Source organism: Methylomonas sp. DH-1, assembly GCF_046097555.1.
In the GTDB taxonomy this organism is placed as follows: Bacteria; Pseudomonadota; Gammaproteobacteria; order Methylococcales; family Methylomonadaceae; genus Methylomonas; species Methylomonas koyamae.
This window is the reverse complement of the sequence record NZ_CP143089.1, coordinates 2,594,198-2,615,002: the sequence shown is the minus strand read 5'-3', so window position 1 is coordinate 2,615,002 and position 20,805 is coordinate 2,594,198. Positions and strand designations below refer to the sequence as shown.

At 51.9% G+C, this 20,805-nt stretch carries 24 protein-coding genes and 1 pseudogene; 12 read left to right on the top strand and 13 right to left on the bottom strand.

The features are described from left to right. From VXJ35_RS11975 to VXJ35_RS11925, 11 genes are all read right to left on the bottom strand, one after another. Entirely contained in the window at window positions 1-900 is a 900-nt protein-coding gene (locus VXJ35_RS11975) for a TIGR01777 family oxidoreductase (RefSeq protein WP_064023486.1), read from the bottom strand. Between the two features lie 48 nt (window positions 901-948). Beyond that, window positions 949-1,590: a sulfite oxidase heme-binding subunit YedZ gene (locus VXJ35_RS11970; RefSeq protein ID WP_064021724.1), complete on the bottom strand. Its 642-nt coding sequence runs from the start codon at window positions 1,588-1,590 to the stop codon at window positions 949-951. Then, a complete protein-coding gene (msrP, locus tag VXJ35_RS11965; RefSeq protein WP_064021723.1) occupies window positions 1,590-2,540 on the bottom strand; it encodes a protein-methionine-sulfoxide reductase catalytic subunit MsrP in 951 nt (316 codons plus the stop codon). The genes VXJ35_RS11970 and msrP overlap by 1 nt, the downstream gene beginning before the upstream one ends. Before the next feature lie 53 nt (window positions 2,541-2,593). Next, complete coding sequence (locus VXJ35_RS11960) at window positions 2,594-3,415, bottom strand: sterol desaturase family protein (RefSeq protein WP_064021722.1); 822 nt, start codon at window positions 3,413-3,415, stop codon at window positions 2,594-2,596. A 25-nt stretch (window positions 3,416-3,440) separates the two neighbouring features. Beyond that, window positions 3,441-3,896, bottom strand: a complete 456-nt coding sequence (locus VXJ35_RS11955) for a PAS domain-containing protein (protein ID WP_064021721.1) — start codon at window positions 3,894-3,896, stop codon at window positions 3,441-3,443. A gap of 12 nt (window positions 3,897-3,908) precedes the next feature. Beyond that, window positions 3,909-4,406, bottom strand: coding sequence for an SRPBCC family protein (locus tag VXJ35_RS11950; protein ID WP_054758838.1), 498 nt, complete (start codon window positions 4,404-4,406; stop codon window positions 3,909-3,911). Between the two features lie 71 nt (window positions 4,407-4,477). After that, entirely contained in the window at window positions 4,478-4,903 is a 426-nt protein-coding gene (locus VXJ35_RS11945) for a hypothetical protein (protein ID WP_064021720.1), read from the bottom strand. A 68-nt stretch (window positions 4,904-4,971) separates the two neighbouring features. Beyond that, the gene (gene ftsH, locus VXJ35_RS11940) at window positions 4,972-6,879 is read right to left on the bottom strand and encodes an ATP-dependent zinc metalloprotease FtsH (RefSeq protein ID WP_064021719.1); all 1,908 of its coding nucleotides are present in this window, start codon (window positions 6,877-6,879) and stop codon (window positions 4,972-4,974) included. A gap of 15 nt (window positions 6,880-6,894) precedes the next feature. After that, window positions 6,895-7,758 (bottom strand): protease modulator HflC, encoded by an 864-nt coding sequence (gene hflC / locus VXJ35_RS11935; RefSeq protein ID WP_054758834.1) that lies wholly within the window; start codon window positions 7,756-7,758, stop codon window positions 6,895-6,897. Further along, window positions 7,755-8,918, bottom strand: a complete 1,164-nt coding sequence (gene hflK, locus VXJ35_RS11930; RefSeq protein ID WP_064021718.1) for an FtsH protease activity modulator HflK — start codon at window positions 8,916-8,918, stop codon at window positions 7,755-7,757. Before hflK ends, hflC begins: the two co-directional genes overlap by 4 nt. Before the next feature lie 50 nt (window positions 8,919-8,968). After that, window positions 8,969-10,198, bottom strand: coding sequence for an RNA polymerase sigma factor RpoD/SigA (locus VXJ35_RS11925; protein WP_064021717.1), 1,230 nt, complete (start codon window positions 10,196-10,198; stop codon window positions 8,969-8,971). Window positions 10,199-10,288: 90 nt separating this feature from the next. On the opposite strand from VXJ35_RS11925, the gene VXJ35_RS11920 reads away from it, so the two are divergent. Continuing rightward, window positions 10,289-11,191: a B12-binding domain-containing protein gene (locus VXJ35_RS11920; RefSeq protein ID WP_064021716.1), complete on the top strand. Its 903-nt coding sequence runs from the start codon at window positions 10,289-10,291 to the stop codon at window positions 11,189-11,191. A 461-nt stretch (window positions 11,192-11,652) separates the two neighbouring features. Here VXJ35_RS11920 and VXJ35_RS11915 read toward each other — a convergent pair. Further along, a pseudogene (locus tag VXJ35_RS11915) lies at window positions 11,653-12,054 on the bottom strand (transposase); the annotation flags it as partial. A 100-nt stretch (window positions 12,055-12,154) separates the two neighbouring features. Then, window positions 12,155-12,490, bottom strand: a complete 336-nt coding sequence (locus VXJ35_RS11910) for a hypothetical protein (protein WP_064021715.1) — start codon at window positions 12,488-12,490, stop codon at window positions 12,155-12,157. 125 nt (window positions 12,491-12,615) lie between these two features. Between VXJ35_RS11910 and VXJ35_RS11905 the strand changes: the two genes are divergently transcribed. From VXJ35_RS11905 to VXJ35_RS11855, 11 genes are all read left to right on the top strand, one after another. Then, window positions 12,616-13,134 (top strand): hypothetical protein, encoded by a 519-nt coding sequence (locus tag VXJ35_RS11905; protein WP_157198169.1) that lies wholly within the window; start codon window positions 12,616-12,618, stop codon window positions 13,132-13,134. Further along, a complete protein-coding gene (locus tag VXJ35_RS11900) occupies window positions 13,131-13,349 on the top strand; it encodes a hypothetical protein (RefSeq protein ID WP_157198168.1) in 219 nt (72 codons plus the stop codon). The genes VXJ35_RS11905 and VXJ35_RS11900 overlap by 4 nt, the downstream gene beginning before the upstream one ends. After that, entirely contained in the window at window positions 13,342-13,518 is a 177-nt protein-coding gene (locus VXJ35_RS11895; RefSeq protein WP_157198167.1) for a hypothetical protein, read from the top strand. The genes VXJ35_RS11900 and VXJ35_RS11895 overlap by 8 nt, the downstream gene beginning before the upstream one ends. Window positions 13,519-13,521: 3 nt before the next feature. Beyond that, window positions 13,522-13,758 (top strand): helix-turn-helix domain-containing protein, encoded by a 237-nt coding sequence (locus VXJ35_RS11890; protein ID WP_197495822.1) that lies wholly within the window; start codon window positions 13,522-13,524, stop codon window positions 13,756-13,758. 134 nt (window positions 13,759-13,892) lie between these two features. After that, window positions 13,893-14,141 (top strand): hypothetical protein, encoded by a 249-nt coding sequence (locus VXJ35_RS11885; protein WP_064021714.1) that lies wholly within the window; start codon window positions 13,893-13,895, stop codon window positions 14,139-14,141. Between the two features lie 298 nt (window positions 14,142-14,439). Next, entirely contained in the window at window positions 14,440-14,763 is a 324-nt protein-coding gene (locus VXJ35_RS11880; RefSeq protein ID WP_157198166.1) for a hypothetical protein, read from the top strand. Window positions 14,764-15,195: 432 nt separating this feature from the next. After that, window positions 15,196-15,417, top strand: coding sequence for a major coat protein (locus VXJ35_RS11875; protein WP_157198165.1), 222 nt, complete (start codon window positions 15,196-15,198; stop codon window positions 15,415-15,417). A 46-nt stretch (window positions 15,418-15,463) separates the two neighbouring features. Then, window positions 15,464-16,969 carry a hypothetical protein gene (locus tag VXJ35_RS11870; protein ID WP_157198164.1) on the top strand — a complete coding sequence of 502 codons (1,506 nt, stop codon included), beginning with the start codon at window positions 15,464-15,466 and terminating at the stop codon, window positions 16,967-16,969. Window positions 16,970-16,973: 4 nt separating this feature from the next. Beyond that, window positions 16,974-17,309 carry a minor coat protein gene (locus VXJ35_RS11865; RefSeq protein ID WP_064021709.1) on the top strand — a complete coding sequence of 112 codons (336 nt, stop codon included), beginning with the start codon at window positions 16,974-16,976 and terminating at the stop codon, window positions 17,307-17,309. Beyond that, entirely contained in the window at window positions 17,309-18,655 is a 1,347-nt protein-coding gene (locus VXJ35_RS11860) for a zonular occludens toxin domain-containing protein (protein ID WP_064021708.1), read from the top strand. Before VXJ35_RS11865 ends, VXJ35_RS11860 begins: the two co-directional genes overlap by 1 nt. Before the next feature lie 773 nt (window positions 18,656-19,428). Further along, window positions 19,429-20,754, top strand: coding sequence for a hypothetical protein (locus tag VXJ35_RS11855; RefSeq protein ID WP_157198163.1), 1,326 nt, complete (start codon window positions 19,429-19,431; stop codon window positions 20,752-20,754). The last annotated feature ends 51 nt before the right edge of the window (window positions 20,755-20,805 follow it).

Below are 20,805 nucleotides of genomic sequence, written 5' to 3'. Positions count from 1 at the left end.
TCAGGAGGTGTGCAAAATCGCGTCGAGCGCGGGTTTGAGCCGACTATACTGAAACTGGAAGCCGTGCGCCAACAAGCGCTCCGGTTTCACCCGCTGGCTGCCCAATACCAAGGCGGACATTTCGCCGAGCAACAGCTTGAGCAATCCGGCCGGCAGCGGTAGCAGCATCGGCCGGCCCAAGGCTTCGGCGAGGGCTTGGCTGAACTCGCGGTTAGTCGCAGGTTCCGGCGCCGTGGCGTTATAGGCGCCGCTCATGGCCGGATCGGCGATCATCGCTTCGGCGGCGGCAAGCCAGTCTTCCAGATGAATCCACGACATCCATTGCCGGCCGTCGCCCAGCGTGCCGCCCAAGCCAAGCCGGAATGCCGGCAACATGCGTTGCAATAAACCGCCGCCGCGGCCTAACACCAGGCCGGTGCGGATCAGGCAGACCCGGCTGCCGTGGTCCGCCGCAGCCAACGCCGCGGCCTCCCAGTCGGCACACAATTGCTGGGCGAAATCGGCGTTGGCCGGGCTGGTTTCGCTGAGCACGCTATCGCCCTGGTCGCCGTAAACACCGATGGCAGAGCCGCTGACCAAGACCGGCGGTTTGCTGGCGGCCGCTATCCAGGCCACCAGCTCCCGCGTCAATTCGATGCGGCTGTTGCGTAAAATCTGTTTGCGCGGCCCGGTCCAGTAACGGTCGAAGATGCCGGCACCGGCCAGATTCACCACGGCGTCGAAGGCGCCGGCGTCGGCCAGGTCGGCGAAGCGGGTTGCCGCGCCGACGCCGGGACCGAATTGTTTGCGGATCTTTTCCGCGTCGCGGCCGAATACCGTCACGACAACTTGTTTGGCCAACAGGCGGCGGGTCAGGGCGCTGCCCAAAAAGCCGGTGCCGCCGGTGATTAAGATCGAGATCGGGTTCATGGTCTGTTCTCCAAATCCAAGGCTAACGGCAGCTGCGGCTCAGTCGGCGCGGTCCGGGTCGGCCGCATGCGGTTTGCTGGGCGCGGTGAGTCCGAACCGGCGGTTTTTCAACCAAACCAAGCCGCGGAAACCCAACAACATGCCCAGCACCAGCAGATAGAACAGCGGCTCTGCCAAATTGCCCTTCAACTGCCAAAAGTAATGCAAGATCGCAGCGGCTGCGGCCAGATAAATATAGCGGTGCAGTTTTTTCCAGGTTTTGCCCAGCCGTTTCTTGGCGGCCTTGGGCGAGGTAACGGCCAACAGTAGCAATATCAGGTAAGCCAGCAATCCGAACCAAAGATAACTGCTCTGCCAAAGGTCGAGGCCGATAATCGGCCAGACCCAGGCGTGGTCGGCGATCAAATAGCCGAGCAGGTGCAGGGTGGCGTAAAAAAACGCGGTCAGGCCGAACAGCTGGCGGTAATCGGTCATGCCGCGCCATTGGGTCATGGTTTGGAGCGGTGTGATCGCCAGCGTGATGCATAAAAAACGCAGCGACCAGTCGCCCAGATAAATATGCATAGCCTGAATCGGATTCGATCCCAGCCGGCTCAAACCGATATCCAGCAGCAACCACAATAGCGGCGCCACGCAAAACGCGATGGTAATGGGCCATAGCCGGCTGGTTAGCGCGTCCATTAGAAAAATTGCCTAAGGTTCATGCCGCTGTACAAACCGGCAACCTGTTCGCCATAGCCGTTGAACAATTCGGTCGGCCGCCGCGGCGTGAAAAAATCGGAGCCCAGCGGCCGCTCGCTGGCCTGGCTCCAGCGCGGATGCGGTACCGCCGGATTGACGTTGGCGTAGAAGCCGTATTCGGAGGGCGCGTAGCGGTTCCAACTGGTCAACGGCGGTTGCCGGCATAACTCGATGGCGACGATGGCTTTGGCGCTTTTGAAGCCGTATTTCCAAGGCACGACCAAACGCAGCGGCGCGCCGTTTTGCTTGGGCAGGGTTTCGCCGTAAGCGCCGACCGCCAGGATCGTCAGCGGATGGCCGGCTTCGTCGATACGCAAGCCTTCTTGGTAGGGCCAGGCCAGCATGGCTTGTTGCCGCAACCGCGGCATCGCCTCCGGCTGGCTGGCGCTGGTGAATTTGACGAATTTGGCCGACGCCAAGGGCTGCGCCAGCTTCAATAAATCGCTTAGGGCAAAACCGACCCACGGCACGACCATAGACCAACCTTCCACGCAGCGGAAGCGGTACAGGTATTCGCGTAGCGGGCAGCGTTGCAACAAATCTTCCAGATGGTAACTGGCCGGATTTTCGACTTCGCCGCCGATCGTTACTGACCACGCGTCGATGCGCAGCCGTTGCGCCAGACGGGTCGCGTCTTCCTTGTTGAAGGCGAACTCGTAATAGTTGGTGTAATTGCCGACCAATTCCGCCGGGGTAGGCTGCAAGTCGGGCGCAGGCGGATTACCGGTTTGCAGGTCGGGCCAGGTGCGGGAACGGGCGGCAACGGTGTCGCTGCCGGCAGCGCCGATAGCCAGCGCGGCCATCGCTTTCAACAATGTCCGCCGTTGTCTGAACACTGCCGGATCGGTGATCTCGTTGCTCGGAATTTGCTTATAGGTTTTGATCAACATATTTGCGGCCGACAGTTGCAGACTCTAGCGTTAAGGTTCCGCGCGGTGCGGCCTCATTTCTTGCCTTTCGGAATCCAGCCCAGCAACTGGCGGATTTTCCGTTCGGTGATGAAGGCCAGCGAAAACAACTGAATGAAGTTTTCGGCTTCGATCAGGTCCAGGCCGATATTGGCCGGAACCATTTCTTTACGGGTGCCGAACATGCGGTCCCACAGCGCCAACACGATGCCGTAGTTGCTGTCGTGCTCGCTACGCAGCTTGGAATGGTGGGTGCGGTGCAGCGACGGGGTGATGATGAATTGCGACAGCGCTTCTTCGTTGGGTACGCGGATGTTGGCGTGGTGGAAGAAAATGAAAAACAATTCGACGATTTCGATCGACAGCACCAGGTAGGCATCGACGCCGAACACCACTACGAACAAGCATTTGTAGCCTATCTCCAATAACAGGTCGAACACGTGAAACCGAAAGCCGGTGGACACGTTGAAGGATTTGTCGCTGTGGTGGATTTTGTGGAAGCGCCACAAATACTCGGATTGGTGGCTAGCGTAGTGCCAGGCGTAAATCGCCAGATCGAAGCAGGCGAACGCCAGCAACCACTTGAGCGGCCCGTTCGGCATCGAACTCAACAAACCGTAGCCGGCGAACTGTTGGGCTACCAGGAATAGGGACGAAGCTCTGAGTACCGCCAGGATCAGATTGTTGACCAGAAAGGCCATAGTGTTGGTGACGATAGACTCCTTGTAGACCTTGGGCGGAAAAAAGCGGTACGGCCGTTTCTTTTCCAGGGCCAGCAACAACACAAAAGCCAGAATCGCCAGGCCGAACAGGCCTTGGTTGAATAGCATGCCGTTTTCAGTGCCGATTGCGTTCATGGCGTCACCGGGTATGGTTGGGGGATTATGCTTTGGGCAAGGCGTTCAACAAATTAGTCAAACTCTTGATTTCGTTATCGGCGTCGACCTGCTGGGTGATGTCGTACTGCACGCCCAGGTAATAGATGACCCGTTGTTTGCGGTCGAACAACGGTACGATTTTCAGCCGGTTGTGAAATAAGCTGCCGTCTTTGCGGTAGTTGCGTAGCGTGACCTCCACCGCTTCGTGGCGCCGCATCGCGTCGGCGATCTGGAAGCGGGCGTCCTGGTCGCGGTCCGCGCCTTGCAGAAACCGGCAGTTGTGGCCGATGATCTCGTCGCGGCTGTATCCGGTCAAACGTTCGAACGCCTTGTTGGCGTAAATAATCGGCGCGTCTTCCAGGTCGGGGTCGGCGAGCGTCACGCCGTTCACGCACTCGTCGAGAATGGCCGACAATACTTGCGGAATCAAACCGTTATCTTTTTCAACGACAAAAGCCATAAATAAACTCCCCTAAGTCTGGGCTGTTGGATTGGATTCGAACAAAATTAGATGCTTGATCTGCTCGACCGTATTCTCGGCACCTTCCTCGATGGCGCAACGGATCAGTTTTTCGAACGGCCGCATGAAAATTTCCAGTTGCAGAAATTCGAAGCGGAACGTGAGCCGGGTCGGCGGGCAGTCACCCTCGGTCTGTAACAGGTAGCTTTGCCGATAGGGCTGGGTCAGGCCTTGCACGGCCAATTTGGTCAGCGGTTGGTACTCGGCGATCTCGAATACCGATTCGACTTCTTCGCCGCCGTCTTGGCGAATCTGTCTGGCCTTGGCCCCGACAAACACGTGCTCGCCGTCCAGCGGTTCGAAATCGACCAGATCGACCGCCCACTTCGGATAGTTTTCGAAAAAACCCTGGCCGACGAACTCGAACACCTGGTCTAAAGGCTGGTCGATGTCGATGCTGGCCTCCGCGGCGACCGGCCGGTTGGCATCGAACGGTAATTTGATTTGCATTTGCTGGTTCCCCCTTGTTGGCTGCGCACTGAAAGCGCCGAGTAATAAACCCGGGCTTCCGGCCCGGACTTTTAAGACCGATGCTGCGGATCGCGCAGCGCAGCGCATCCGCCGTAGAGTAAGTGCGATAGTCCGGAATAAAGCAAAAGCTGGCGGTAGTTATCGTCTACATCGATTTGGTTGATCGAGCAGTAGAACTCCAGCGCGGCGATCAATAACAACAGAAATATGCCCAACGCCGCCAAAGCCTCCGGCCGGTGGTCCAGTTTGTAGAAACTATAGACGGCAACCTGGATCAGGCATAGGTAAAACATCATCAGCCGCATGTTGTTGGCCAGCGGCCCGTATAGATCGCTGTTATCGGCAAAAAACAGCGAGTTGCCGAGTATCGTCGCCACCCCGCTGATCAGCAGCGTGATCACGGCGGCGTTAAAATTGACTTGCAAGATCAATTGCAACAAATTCAAGGTCTTGGATGTAACCGATAGGTTTTGCATAATGCTGGCCTCTGCAAAAAAATACCCTCCGCGAGTACTGCGTTCGGAGGGTACATAGAGGAGGACTATTAAGAAGCGAGTGCGCTTCCCTGACCGATTTGGCCGTCGGCGGATCCGGACAGTTCCGGCTGTTCCGCGGCGGCTTCAAGGCTGGCTTCAGGCTCAGGTTCCGGCGGCGCTATCATCCGGCCCTGCATCAATTCGTCGATTTGGAATTTATCGATGGTCTCCCAATCCATCAGCGCTTGCGCCATGTTGTGCAAGATCTCGATGTTTTCTTTCAGGATGTTTTCCGCGCGGCTGTAGTTGGCATCAATGACATGCCGGATCTCTTCATCAATGGTTTGCGCCATTTTTTCCGACATCGGTTTGGCTTGCGGCCCCATGTAGCCGCCCTCGCTGTCGCCGTAATCCATCGGACCCAGCCGCTCGGACAAACCCCACTTGGTGACCATGTTGCGGGCCAGTTGAGTGGCGCGCATGATGTCGTTGGAGGCGCCGGTGGTGACTTTGTTCTTGCCGTAGATCAGTTCCTCGGCAACCCGACCGCCGAACAAACTGGCGATCTGGCTTTCCAATTTGTCTTTGGATGCGCTGTACTGGTCGCGCTCCGGCAGGAACATCGTGATACCCAACGCGCCGCCGCGCGGCATGATGCTAACTTTGTAAACCGGGTCGTGCTCGGGCACCTTGCGGCCGACGATGGCATGGCCGGCTTCGTGGTAGGCCGTCATCAACAGGTCTTCCTTGGACATGATCATCGTGCGTTTTTCGGCGCCCATAATCATTTTGTCGCGCGCTTTGTCCAGGTCGTTCATCGTCACGACTTTCTTATTGTTACGTGCGGCGAACAGGGCGCCTTCGTTGATCAGATTGGCCAGCTCGGCGCCGGAGAATCCGGGCGTGCCACGGGCGAGATCGTTCAAGTTGACGTCTTCGGCCAGCGGCACGCGGTCGCCGTGGACTTTGAGGATTTGCTCGCGGCCTTTGATGTCCGGCAAGCCGACTTGCACTTGGCGGTCGAAACGGCCAGGCCGCAACAAGGCTTTATCCAAAATGTCGGAGCGGTTGGTGGCGGCGATGACGATAATCCCCTCGCTGCCGCTGAAGCCGTCCATTTCCACCAGCAACTGGTTCAGGGTTTGTTCGCGTTCCTCGTTGCCGCCGCCCATGCCGGCTCCGCCGCGTTGGCGGCCGACCGCATCGATCTCGTCGATAAAGATGATGCAGGGCGCGCGTTTTTTGGCTTCGGTGAACATGTCCCGCACCCTGGCTGCACCGACACCGACGAACATTTCGACGAAGTCTGAACCGGAGATGGAGAAGAATGGTACGCCTGCCTCGCCGGCGATGGCTTTGGCCAGCAGGGTTTTACCGGTACCCGGCGGTCCGACCATCAACACGCCGCGCGGAATCTTGCCACCCAAGGCTTCGTATTTGCCGGGATCGCGCAGGAAGTCCACCATCTCCACCACGTCGTGCTTGGCTTCTTCGCAGCCGGCAACGTCGCTGAAGCGGATTTTGATTTGGTCTTCGGCCATCAACTTGGCTCGGCTTTTACCGAAGCCCATTTGGCCGTCGCGGCCACCCATGGCTGCGGCCTGCTTACGCATGAAGTAAACCAGCACGGCGATCAGCAATAGGGTAGGAGCCCAGGAGATGAAGATTTGCATCAAGGTCGACGGTTGTTGCGGCTTTTCGACTTTGATTTTGACGCCGTATTCCAGCAACTCGTCGATCATGCGCGAGTCGTTGGGGTTGTAGGTCGAGAAACGGGTGCCGTTCGGGCGGCGACCGTCGACGTAATTGCCGTCGATCACGACTTCCTCCACCGCCTTGTTGCGTACGTCTTCGATAAAGTCCGAATACGAAATCTCGTAATGCGGGTCGTATTGCGGCATGCTGCGGTTGAAGATAGCCGAAACTATCAAGCCGACCGCGGCCATAATCGTCAGAACAATGAAATACTTTTTCATGGGTTGGCTCCGGCCTTATTTTTCGCTGGAAAAATACTTGAAGAAGTCCGAGTTCGGTTTCAACACCAGGGTGTCCTGAGTTTTTTCGAACGAAGTTTGGTAAGCCTGCAAGCTGCGGTAGAAGGCGTAAAACTCCGGATTCTTGCCGAAACTTTTCGCATAAATCTCGGCCGACTGGGCGTCGCCGCGGCCGCGGATGTTCTCGGCGTCGCGTTGGGCGTTGGCCACGATTACGTGTTTCTGCTTGTCCGCTTCGGCGCTTATTTGCTCGGCGCTTTCCGCGCCTTGCGAGCGGAATTCGCGGGCAACGCGTTCCCGTTCCGCGCGCATGCGCTGGAATACCGAGCTACTGACTTCCTGCGGCAGATCGATGCGTTTGATGCGGATATCGATCAGCTCGATGCCGAATTTCTGGGCGGTCGGCGACAGCTTGGCCAGCAGCGTCTCGCGCAGTTCGTTGCGGTCTTCCGAAATCAGTTGCTTGATCGTGCGCACGCCGAATTCGCTACGCATCGCGTCTTTCATGATTTGGTCGAGGCGCAGATTGGCTTGAAACTCGTCGCCGCCGACCGTGGTGTAAAAGAGGCCCACATCACCTATCCGCCATTTGGCGAACGAATCGACAATAACGTTTTTCTTTTCGGAGGTAAGAAAACGCTCGGACTTGGCGTCCAAGGTCAGCACGCGCGCATCAAACGTACTGACATTATTGATGATGGGGGCCTTAAAATGGAGTCCCGGTTTGTAGTCGGATTCGACCATTTCGCCGAGTCGAAACAGGATGGCTTTTTCGTGTTCTTTCACGTAAAAAACCGACATGTAACCGAGTACCAGCAGGGATAAACCGGCCGGAATCAAAATTTGGGTTCTGCTGCTCATTGTTTGCTCCTGCTTGGGCGCAATTCGTTGCCGGAGGTTTTACGCATGCCGTTTTTGTCGGCGTTGTGCGGTTCGACCGTCGGTTCTGCGTCATTGCTGGCGGCCGGGCTGCTGCCGTGTTGTTGAAAGGTCTGCGGCATCGGCATATACAGCATCGGGTTGGTCTGCTCCGCTTCCAGCATCACCTTGTTGGTGCTGCTATATAATTTTTCCTTGGCTTCCAGATACAGACGTTTGCGGGTGATGGCCGGGCTCTTCTCATATTCCACCAGCAACTGGTCGAAGCGTTCGGTTTCGCCTTTGGCTTTAGCGATTTTTTCCGCTTCGTAGGCTTCGGCTTCCTGGATAATCCGGGACGCGGCGCCGCGGGCTTTCGGAATCACTTCGTTGGCGTAGGCTTCGGCTTCGTTGATCAGGCGCTGTTTATCCTCACGGGCGCGGATGGCGTCTTCGAAGGCACCTTGCACTTCCTCCGGCGGCTGAGCGTCTTGAAGGTTGACGCTGGCAATGCTGATGCCGGTTTTATATTCGTCCATGCCGGCCTGGATCTGCTCTTTGATCTCGGCGACGATCTGGCTGCGGCCCTCGGTCAGGACGAAGTCCATGCTGTTACGGCCGATCACGGCGCGCTCGACGCTCTCGGTTAGTTGTTTCAGCGTGTTTTCGTTGTTTTTGACGTTGAACAGGTAATCCCTGGCGTTGTTGATCTGGTACTGCACCGCCAGCCGCACGGCAATGATGTTCTCGTCGGCGGTCAGCATCAGCGATTCCTGCGGAATCAGCGACGATTTGTTGATGCGGCTGCTGTCGGTGTAGCCGACTTCGATAAAGCGTTGTTGTTCGACGTTGACGATGGCGACGTTCTCGAACGGAACCGGAATGTGCCAGTTCGGACCGGGCATCGTAGTTTCGGAGTAGGCGCCGAAGCGGGTGACGACGCCGCGGTTGCCTTGGTCCACGATATAGAAGCCGCTGGCCAGCCAGACTACGGCCAGAGTGCCTCCCACTGCAGAGGCAACCTTGCCGGCGGAAAACATGCTTTTGTGGTCGTTAAAAAAATCGCCGGTTTTTTCCGAAACCTGCTTCCAATACTTGTCGATCTCCAGCCGCCAATCCGGCTGCGGCGTCTGCTTACTGGTGTTGTGTTTTTCTGATGACATAATCACTCCTCTTGTAGTGTTAGCCTGACCTGGGTCATTGATTGTTATTGTTAGCCATCCTTGGGTTCGAGAAATAGCATAAGGTCAAAGCCGAACTGTTGTTTCAATTTTTTTAAGGCCTCGTTCTGGATTTGACGCACTCTTTCTCGAGTAACATGCAGTTGGTCGGCAACGGCTTGCAAGGTCATTTCCGTGTGGTCGCGCAAACCGAAGCGCATCGCCAGAATCGCCGCTTGTTTTTCCGGTAACGACGCCACCGCTTTGTCGACGTATTGAGCGAGATCGTTGTCTATTAGTTCATCGAGAGGCAGACTGAACTGGTGCTGTTGCATTCTGGCCATCAGATCCAGACCGTCGTCTTCGTCGCCGACGGCAGCGTCGAGGGAGTGTGTGGATTGGTAATAGCTGCTGATGGTTTTGATTTCTTGCTCGGTCAGATCGCAGCAGGCTTTGAGTTCCGCGATGCTGGGCCAGCGTTCGGTTTTTAGATAGCAGTTGCGCATGGCCTCGAACACCACCGAGGCTTTTTCGGCCAACGCCACCGGCAAGCGCACGATCTTTTCCTGTTTGACGATCAGGCGCGATATCGCCTGTTTGATCCAATAGATAGCGTAGGTCGAAAAGCAGATGCCGCGTTCCGCATCGAACCGGTCCACTGCTTTGATCAATCCGACCAGGCCTTCCTGCATCAGATCGTCGAAGCTAAGGTTGTTGGTTTTGTATTTATGGGCCACGAAGGCGACCAAACCGGTATTGGCCGATATGGTTTGTTGGCGGATGTTTTTCAGTTCCCGAATCGCCGCTTTCAGTTCGGCTTTGTGGTCGTCGTAGCCGCCTGTTTCCGTCGGCAGGCTTTTAACTATGTCGTTGGCAGTGTCGATCAGGAACACCGGCAGCAAATGCAAGCTGTACAACAACTGGTTGACTGTACGCCGGTGCGGGTCCAATAGTTGTACAATGTTTTGCGGTTGTACAACTTCCTGTGCCGCACCGATGATCGTCGCCGGAGCTTGTACAGCGGTTTGCTGTTTGTACAACAAGTCGATCAAACGTTTGGCTTCGTCCGAATTTTTCGCAATCATCAGCTCGGAACAGTCGACGCCGCGCTGCAGTTCGTTTAATAAACGCTTGGCAAGCAGAGGGCTAACCTCTTGATTATCAAGCAACAACCGATTTAGGTGGCTGCGGGCCTGCTCCATGCGCACGCTCAGAGTGGCGGGCTCGGCATCTTCGATAGTAACTGTCTCGCTAGCAAAGGATAGTGCGGCTGTATTAGACATGATCGTTTCGCTCGTGGAATAAGTTGTTGGCAATTACGTTACTAGATTGTAGAATGTTTGTCAAAATAAATTATGTACAAAACGTGAGCAATGTACTCAATTAAAGCCATTACATCGTTAACGGGTTTGACGCCGGAAACGTTAAGAGCCTGGGAGCGCCGTTACGCCTGCGTCACGCCGGCGCGCAACGACACCGGCAGGCGTTTCTATTCGCAGCAGGATCTGGACAAGTTGACGCTGCTGGTCAATCTGACCGGGCAGGGCCACTCTATCGGCAAGCTGGCCGGCTTGAATTGGCAGCAACTCAACGACTTGCAAAACCAATCTGCCGCTCAGCAACGGCGTGAGCCGGCGCCGTTTCTGGAGCAAATCGCGGACGCCTTGCGCGAATACCGGATCGAACGTTGCGAGCAGTTGTTGAAGAAAGCGCTGTTGGTCAACGAGCCGTTGGACTACGCCCGCGACGTTTTGTTGCCGGCCATGCAAAAGGTCGGCAATTTGTGGCACCAAGGCAAAATCAATATCGCCCAGGAGCACATGTTCTCGTCCTGCGTGAAACGCATCGTGTTGAGCATGGTGAACAATTTGCACCGCCACTCGCGCAACAATCCGGCGATCATGTTGGCGACGCCCAGTGGCGAACCGCACGAATTCGGAATTTTGGTCAGTTGTTTGGTCGCGGCGGCGCAAAACTACAATTGTTATTACCTTGGCGCGGATTTGCCGGCGGAAGACATACTCGAAGCGGCGCGGCACTTGGCGCCGGAGTTGTTGGTGGTCGGTATGGTGAAAACGCCGCCGGAGGAATTAACTGTGGAGCATTTGCACCGGCTGCTGGCGGGCGCACAGCAAGGCAATTTAAAGGTTTGGCTGGGCGGAGCCGGGGCTTTGTATCTGAAAGGCGAGGGCGACCCGGCAATTGGTTCCGCCGAGGTCGTTACCGATATCGACCAATTCAACGCCAAAATCCGACAACAGCGGATTTCTCATTGAAGATCGGGAGTAGGGCGTTTTGAATAGAGCTGCTATCTAATTCTCCGGCAGAGCCGGTATGTTTCTGATAGTTGTTTATACGTTAAGAGGGTATAGACAAAGTAAAGTAAATTAACAGCTTACCTTGACTATCGCAGATGTGAGCGATGAGTCACACGGGGCGTCCCGAAAAAATCAGTGAGGCTGATCTGGAGGTTTTATGAACATTGGCCTCGGATCAGCCAGGACCTACGTGGGATGAATAGGGCAAAGCCTTGCAAGTCCGAACCGGGGTGCAGGTTTACAGCGCGACCTTGCGCAAAGCCCTGAGGACAGCAGGTAACAGAAAGTTAGTTGGTATTTGGAACCAAAACCGGCATCGATTTTATCGATGGCCTGTTCGAATTCGATGGGGGTGAAGGATTTGAACGACCGCCATTCATATTTCAGAGGGTGTTCTTAATTTTGTGTAAACGGGTTGGTTAAAGGCTTGGCATCCGTTCTTCGAATTGAATGCTAAACCGATTTAAAGCGGCTTTTATTGATATTAATCAGTACCAGATAAAACAGTTTCGATAATGCCTCGTCATTAGGGAACGAGCCGGGATTGTTGCTTATTTTCCTCAGGCTCATATTGACCGACTCGATGGCATTGGTACCCACGAGGCATAAATGGTGTAGATGATGCGGAGTATTTCGGGCGGATAGTCGAAGAACGGGATGATGCGGCTCCAGTTGCGCCGCCATATCTGAACAATCGACGGGTAATCCCCGTTCCATCGTGCCTCGAATTCAGCCAGTTGCCGCTCAGCCTCTGCCACGGTAGCCAATTGGTAAATGCGCGTGAGATCAGCGGCGATCTGTTTACGCATTTTCCAACAGACTGTTACGCACCAGATGGACGATTCAAAGCTGAACGGCGGTTTTAGACCATCATCCGGGGTGTTGATGGTACTAGTTCTCGTTTTGTTCGTTGGCATTAATTTAACATAATAACCAGAACGTATCGCCCAAAATCCCCGGCGCTAGGGAATAGGCCACAAAAAACAGCCACCCCGCTGCAATCCCCGCTTGCCTGGATGCTCTAATCCACGCCTCCTTAACTTCTCCAGTGCTACGCGCTAAAGCTGCCGCTATCAGTAGCTCTGTTCGGTCTATTCCTAATGCGTCGGCAATTTTTATAGCCGTCTCGTCTGCCATTAGGCCTCTTGATCTGATATGAGAAATTGTGGACTTGTTCACATTTAGCAGTTTTGCGGTTTTGTAATCGCTTCCGGTTTTTTTAATCAAATCATCAAGATAGCAATTCGGTGTTTTCATGGCGTTCCTTGGTTGACGTAATGGCAACTAAAAGTTGTTGACTTTATGGTCCTCCTTGGTTTCCAATGTGTCAACGGTTGCCGTTATGGCAACCTTTCAAAACGTGAAAACCATAGGGCGAGACTATGAAAATTCGAAAAGTAAAGTTATCTGTTGGCGATGTCCTTGTCGTGGCTGATTCGAAAAACAAAACTGTTTTTCGTTTGATGCTTAAAACCTTCGGGCCATCAAGCGAACTAGAGGTTGTCCTAGATTCTTGTTCTTCTGACGTTGGTTATTCAACTCGTTCGGTTGATATTCAGGAATTAGAAGACCTTATACAAAACTCGGCGGATTCTCGCTGCTCTCCTGCTAACGCCGCCGTTTTAGAAACCGCGCCGGATACTGTTGATTCTAATCAATCGATGGGAAACCCCGTGGAATCAGGGCAGGGGAGCGCTTTTTTTAGCCCTGTTGATTTCCCTCTTTCGCTTATGGCTATATGGGATCGCCATATTGCTATTAATGAACTTCGAACATCAACCCGTAAACTCGTTTTTGATATTGCCAGGATTTTCGAATATCCCCGCGCAAACGGTTTTAATCGCTTAACGCTGTCTTACGATGATATTCGTCGTGCTTCTGGCGTGGGGGCTAGCGTGTGATTATTTCCGAAAAAAACCTAAAGGATACGTGTTCCTTCCTGGTTCAGGAGCTCGTCAACGGCCGTTCTACTCATGCTGACACAATAAAATTTTTCCGTGGTTTATCTCTGCTGTTTGTTGGCTACCGCGAAAAACAGCATATTCAATCGGCAATCGATCAAATTAATGCCTACGCGGCCCGAAAACAAAAACAACCGGAGAACGCTAATGCCTAATTTTGTTACTGCTCAAATTACTACGCCTGAAACCGTCAACCCTGGCGAATGCGTCGAAGCAATCGATTTAGTATTGAATGCCTCCGGCTCTTTAATGTTGGCTGTTGCTGTGTTGGTTTTTACCGTCGGTTATTTAATCGGTCGGCATAGCCAAACTGTTACCGGGTGATTTATGGCCGCAGTCATTCAAATATCTGAATATTTAACTCAATCCGTTACCGGTAACGGAAACATTAACGCCGTTCCGCCATTAATGGAGCCGGCAAAATTCGCTGAATTAATCGGGGTAAGTTATGAGTCCGTTAGACACTGGGTTAAGCGTGGACATATTCCTACTATTAAAGTTGGCGGTCGTCGCTTCATTAATTACGCTCTCTTATTTCAAACCGCTTTAAATCAGGCCTCTTAATATGAAAGCTTTTATCAAACAGCTATTCGTGATTATTAATATTCTAATCATTATGCTGTTAATCCCGTTTTATCCAATCATAAAGCCATTTCGGGCTTTATTTGTCCGTTATGTTTTACAAAAGGTCTAAATCTATGGCTGAAGAATTTCTAACCGATATGCCTCCGTTAAAAGAGGATACCGGCAAAACCCCGATGCGCGCTTTTCAAATGCGCTTGCAAACTGAAGTTTTTCTAAAACTCGAAATTGAAGCCGCTAAACGTGGCACTACCAGTTACAAACTAGCTGCCTTGGTTTTAAAAAAATACGTCGATAGGGAATTGATATTAGTGAAGCCAAACGCGGCCAATCCTTCTAATAACTCTGTCGGGGATGAATCTTGAAAGTTTACAGGGTGGGGGCCGCTCGCCGTCGCTTCGATCGCGGCTCAACGTTTCGCCGCGCCTTCCCGGTGTCCAGGGCCTCCGGGCGTAGCGTACCCTGGACACCGGGAAGGCGCGGCGTAACCTGCCGCAATTGATCGGAGCGGCGGCAGTGGTCCCTACCTAAAACGGGTGGGGGCTGTGAGCCTGAGAGAGTGAGCGGTATTAAATGGCCGCGTTAATTTGAGCCCGAATTACTACCCCGTTCGGATAACTCAGACTAGGGGTTTTTAATAATTGACTATTGAGGGTTAAAAAAATGAAAACAACAATTGATGCAAACGTTCGCATGGTTCAAAAGTACGATACCGGTGAAGCTAAAGGTATTAACGTTTTTTGTGAGGATGATAACGACGGACTGAATGAAAACTTAATCGGTCCCGTTCAATTGGTAATCGGCGGCAATATTGACCATTTCGCACATTTTAAACAATACGAACAAGAGGGCTTCTTGCCGGGTCGTTTTGAATTGTCTGTCGATATTGGTCGCGGTGCAGGTGGTAAAGCCAAATTAACGTTGTTGTCGATCAAAGATCCGCGAATGTCGAACGTTAAAAAGGTCGTCGAAAATAAACCGGCCTAATAATGAACGCCGAATTAAAAAGAATATCCCGCAAGGCTCGCCGGTATTGCACGCGGAACAAGATTAATAAACCGGCAAAGTTTACGCCGTTTGATGCGTCCAATTCCGGGCAATTCTTACGGGTTATTGAACAAGGCATTAGCCTTTAATCTCTTCGCCTTAAAAAGCGGGGTCGGTACAAATGACAGACTCGTTACTTGCTGATTTAACGACAACGATAATGATTTGTTCTTATGCGGTTATGGCTGCTCTGGGTTTCTTGTCGGGTATAAAACTCGCCTCTTTACTGAGCTATTAAAATGACTGCGGCGGATTATTCGGAATTGTTGGAATACTTAATAGGCTCGTTTGTGGTGGGTCTCTGTGCCGGTTATCTTCTGGCGGCCTTCAAAATGGCTGCTAAATCTTCAACTCGATAAGAGGAAAAACAAAATGAAAAACTTTCTGAAAAATGGTGGTTTGGTTGTCGTCGGTTCTGTCGCTGGTGTTTCTGCTGCTAATGCTGCTTTGCCAACTGCGGCGGCTACCGCGTTTACCACGCTGAGTGAAGACGTTCTCGATTTGGTCGATCTGGCCTGGACTGCGGCAATCCCGATTACTGTCGCCTTCATCATCCTGCGCATGTTCAAACGCGCTGCTAGCTCCGCTACTTAATAGCGATTCAGGCGGGGGAAACCCCGCCTTTTTAATTGGGTTGATTATGAAAAAATATCTTATTGCCGGTTGTTTAGTTGTTTTTTCACAATTGGTTTACTCGTCTGATTGGTATATATATCCGGGCTACTCTAGCGCTTGTTACGCCTTGCCTACTCCTGCTGCCGGTCCTGGTTCTACAGCTTCGGTTTGTTCCGCTGTTCGTTCTGCGTGTCAATCTAATGCGGCTAGTTATATTTCAGCTCATGGTCTGTCAAATACGGTTACTTGGTCTGTTGTATCTGCGGAAAATGGTGTTTGCACGTTTGGTATTAATGATAGTCAGGCCGCTTATCAGACTGTTTCAACATCTCTTTCTGTTGCTCCTTGTTCCCAAGGTATGTCGTTAATTAATGGGCAATGTGTTGCTGATTGTCCAGCCGGTCAAGTTCGTGCCAATACCCGGCCCGAATTAAATACTACAAGTATCGCTTGCGTTAGTGCGACCGCTCCCACGTGTGGTAGTGTCGGCATTAATCCGGCAACCGACTTTGTTCCCAAATGCTCTGAAATGATCGCCGGGCAACCGTCTATATGCCTCACGTCTGATTTGACTAATTTTTCTATTGCCGGTTGTCCGTCTATTCAATGTCCAGACGGTTCCCATGTTATTTATCCTGCAACTTGTCCTGATCCGTTAACCTGTCCCGATGGTTTCGCTAAAGCGCCTTTGGGTAATGGCATGGGCGAAACCTGCGTTAAGCCTGCGCCTGATAAAGAGGACGCGCCGTGCGTTTATATTGGTACTCAAAACGTATGTGCAAAGGATGAGGATAATTGCGTATTCCAGGGCGGTAAATTTCAATGCCTGCAAGAAAAGGAAACGCAGCCGCCCGGCTCTCTGTGCTATACCGTTAACGCTAAACTCTATTGCTTGACTACTCAGCCGGAGATTAAAACTGAGCATTCCGTGGTTACAAACCCAGATGGTTCTACCACTACAACAGAAACCACTAAGCCGGGCATTAAAGGCGCGTCGCCTCAAACTCGAACTACCACGCAAACCGCGAATGGCGCTAAAACTACCACGTCTAATTATTTATCCGATATAAGCCAAGTATTTAATTATTCTGCGGCTCAACAGTCGCAAAACGTTGATTTATCGCAAGTGAATTTAAACACGGCCAATACTGCAAAAAATACTAAGGATTTATTCGACAAATTTAATGAGTTTATGGGTTCAGCCTCGGACTATTCGAATACTACTTTTGACCATTCCGGATTAGATGCGAGCAAGGCTGCCGATGAAGGCGAATTGAATTCATTTATTCAAGGCGCTAACCCGTTCCAAAGTTATTATGATTCTCATAGTTTTGTTTCCGCTTTGATGCCATTTTTTCCAACTAATACCGGTGCCTGTACCGGTGGTATTCATCGTGAAATTTTCGGCAAACAATTCGACTTCGAACCCTGCGATAAGCTGTTGCCATTACGTGAAATACTGGCTTGGTTTTTCGCCGTTATCACTGCTTGGCAATTGGTCAATATATCAACCCGTACATTAACGAGGTAAAACTATGCCTTTATTATGGAATGCAATTAAATCCGTTTTCTTTGCGGTTGTTTCTTATGGAATTGACCGGATAGCGAAAAAGTATGCTCCCGCTATTGTTGCGCTCGGCGTTATAGTTTCCGCGATAGTCGGCGCTGTAACGGTGTATCTGAATTTCATGTTTGAAAAAATCGCTCAACTCAACGAAACCATTCCTGAAGTGGTTCTCAATGTTTGGGGCTGGGTGATGCCGGGTAATGCGATTCCGTGTCTTACTATCTTACTTACTGCCCGCGCTATGTCTTGGTTTGTCAAAATGGGCTTAAACGTTATTAACGCTAAAGCCAAAGCGGTGTCCTGATGCCTGGTTGGATAATCCAAGGCGTTAGGGGCGAGGGTAAAAGCCTCTGTGCTGTCGCCAAAATTCGAGAATACTTAGACCGTGGCTGTCCGGTTGCTACGAACCTAGATTTGTATCTCGATGCCTTGCTACCTGAGCACAATTCGACGTTAGCTTACCGGTTGCCTGATTGGCCGCGCTTTCAGGATTTCTATATGCTGCCGCCTGCCTATGATCCGGCCTATAAAGGCGAGGACAAAAACGGCTTGATTGTGCTCGATGAAATGGCGTTATGGTGTAACTCTCGGGAGTGGAAAGATAAGGGGCGAAAAAATCTCGTTTCTTGGCTTCTTCAGTCGCGTAAGGATCACTGGGATTTGATCTTACTTTGCCAGGATCACGAGATGCTAGATAAGCAAGTCAAAACCACTTGCTGTGATTATCTGGTTCAGGCATCCCGCACCGACCGCCGCAAGATTCCGTACATCGGGCCTTTGCTGGAATTCATGTTTCTTGATCCCAAAATGCCGAAGCTTCATGTTTATGACGTGTACTACGGCCTTAACGCTACCGATGCGCGGGTAGATCGTTGGACCTATTCCGGTAAATCCATTTACGACGGATACGACACAAATCAAAAGTTCAAAGACGGTATGGAGTTAGTCGGCTCCAGACTAATGGACATGCGGGCGGTCTATACCTACTTGCCTGCCTGTTACCTTACCAAGCAAATCTATATCGAACGCCTGCAAAGCCAAATCGAGGAAATAGAGCACGTCGGGCCAATTATTGAAGAGGGTGAAACAATGGCAAAGAAACGCACAATAAGCGCCGATTCCCAAAAAACCAAAATCATGTTGATGTCGATTTTCCTTGTCGGCTTCCTGGTCTGGCGGTTTGGCTTCGGTGAGGTTAAGTTACCTGGCGGAGACAAACAAGCCTTAACGGTGGCGGCTCCTGTCCAAGCGGCTCCGCCAAAGGATCAAGCTACGCCTTTGCAGGCTGCTGGTGGTGAGCAAAAAACTATCGTCTCGGTGTCCGGTGGCTCTTCGGCCTTTGTTGAGCGCCTTATTACGTCCTATCGGCCTAGGCTTGCGGGTTATCTCTACAATTCCGACAAAGGCAGCTATGGCATTATCGAGTTTTACCAGGGTGACATGATGGTTGAGCGGTTCCGGCTTTCTGACCTTCGCGCGATGGGGGTCGCCATTGTCCACAAGCCTTATGGCGTTGATGTGGTTGCCGGTTCCGGCGTCTATACTGTTTCGCCCTGGCCGCGTCCTTTTGCTAATCCGTCTAACCCGGAGAATGCAACTCCGCAAAACGGCGCTGTATCGGTCGCGCAATTGTCAACAAATGGGAAATAATCAAAAAGCTTGACAAAACAAAAAACAAATACGATGGCACGATATTTAACATTTGACAAAACTAAAGAGTTAAGTAATTAACATAAATATATTTCTTGACAATCCATAAATGCGAATAAAATCACACTATAGGTATTGACGAATAAAAATTATCATCAATGGCATGATATTTGTTTATTGACAAATGATATTTATTTGATCTAACTATCTCCAGAAAAATACCCACGCGTTCCGATTGTTCACTATTGGTAAATATTCCGGGCTGGTCCGTTCCTTTCCACTTTACACGATACCGCGCCCCAACTCACAGGGCGGGGCTGTTGCGGTGCGGCGTTTCTAAATAGGGGGAGGGGGCGCTTGCGCGAATTTGTTGTTGCGGCCTGTTAGATTGGGGGAAAACCGGCGGGGTGGGTGTGGGTAAGTTGGGTGCGGGGCGGTGGCGTCCGTTGCCTGCGGGTTGTTGTGTCGGCCTTGGTGGGTTTTTGCGCGGGGGTTCGACTGCTTGCCCCGTGCCCGGCTTATCCATGCCCACGCTTTCCCGCTGGAATTTTCCCCATTCTAATAGGCCAAATCAAAAAAAGTCGCCGCAGGCGCACACATGGCGAAGCTGAGCCGCACCGCAACAGCCCCGCCCTGTGAGTTGGGGCGCGGCAAACGTATTCCGTGAAACATGCACGGGTTAAAAATAACCTTAAATTGTTATCTCGGAAGTGTCTGTAACACTTCTGAGAGAACAAAACGAACAGGGCCAGTTTGGGCCAGTGAGGCAAGCAATGACCGATATAGCACAATTAATGAAAAAACCATCGTTTCGCTCGTCGCATCGCTGTTCGGCTGAGTCCTTGAACAGTCGAAACAACCCTTATGATTCGTCCGGCAAAATCTTTATAACCGGTGCGGCTCATATTTACGATGTTTCCAGCGTCAATATCGTTGGCGCCTTCGTCGATACCATCCGCCAGATTTACAATGGCGTTCTCGATGAAGGCTTTCTCCATATGCTTGAGACCGCTTTTCAAAAAGATGAATTGATAGAGCTAAAAACCCCGTTAGGCCAGGCCGCTTGTCATTGTCAGTGGCACGTTCAAAAAATGGGCAAAGCCTCCGGGTATCGCTATAAGCTTCAGAATTCCGATGTTGGCTTGGTTATCCTGGTCGGCTCGTACTATCAGAAAGCCGAAGTCGCCGGCTCCCATCTGAAAATCGAAGCATCTCCGCATTTTCTCAAGGCCAATAATGCTCAAATTGCTCAAACTGTTATCGATCATATTGCCTCGCTCATTCTGCACAATCCAGAACCGGCCGGTGTGGCAATCCATTTGGCGGTTGATCTGCAAGGCTGGAAACCTGCTCACGACCACTTAGAAAACTTCGTCACGTATGCGCGTTTCGTTCGAAACTATATGGGGCTGCAAACTGCCGAGATTGGCGACGGCTTCAGCGATGTTGCGTGTAAATATGGCTCCGGTGATGCTGAAACGATCACTATCGGCAAACCGACCGGCTTGCAAACGTCTATCTACAACAAAACCAAGCAAGCCAAGGTTATCGATAAAGTCGATTATTACAATTCGGAGTGGTCAATCTATAGCCTTGGTTCTTATGATCCGCAAGGTCAAGACGTGTACCGCGTCGAATACCGTTTTCATCACTCAATTGTCCGGGAGTTGGTTGTGGGTGAGCATAGCAACTGTGTAACCTATCTCCAGGCCTCTAAAATCCTCCGTAACCTGTGGCAATACGCCATCATGCGTAACCGCCTGGAAATTGAGCCTAAATTGATTCATCCGGTATGGCAAATGATGTTCGAAGACGTGGAATTTCACACTGACCATAAGGGGGTACTGCCGATGCGACAAAAAAAGCAGGATGTCTCGGCTATCAGCAAAAACTATGATTTGATGGTAGGCAATCTGATTTCTATCACGGCTCGCCAAACGTCGGATGTTAACTTCCTGATTCGGGAGTTAAAAAAGCTCCATTTCTATGATGACCTTATGCGCTATTACCGGGTTGAACGCCGGGTGGGGGAGGTCGAACTAAGGGAACGCCTCAAAAAATCCCTGCTCTTGCGGCGAATGCTTCGGAATGCTGCTTAGGTTTCCTAAGCTCTAAAGCCAGGCTTCCGACACATAAAATCAGTGGCTTTT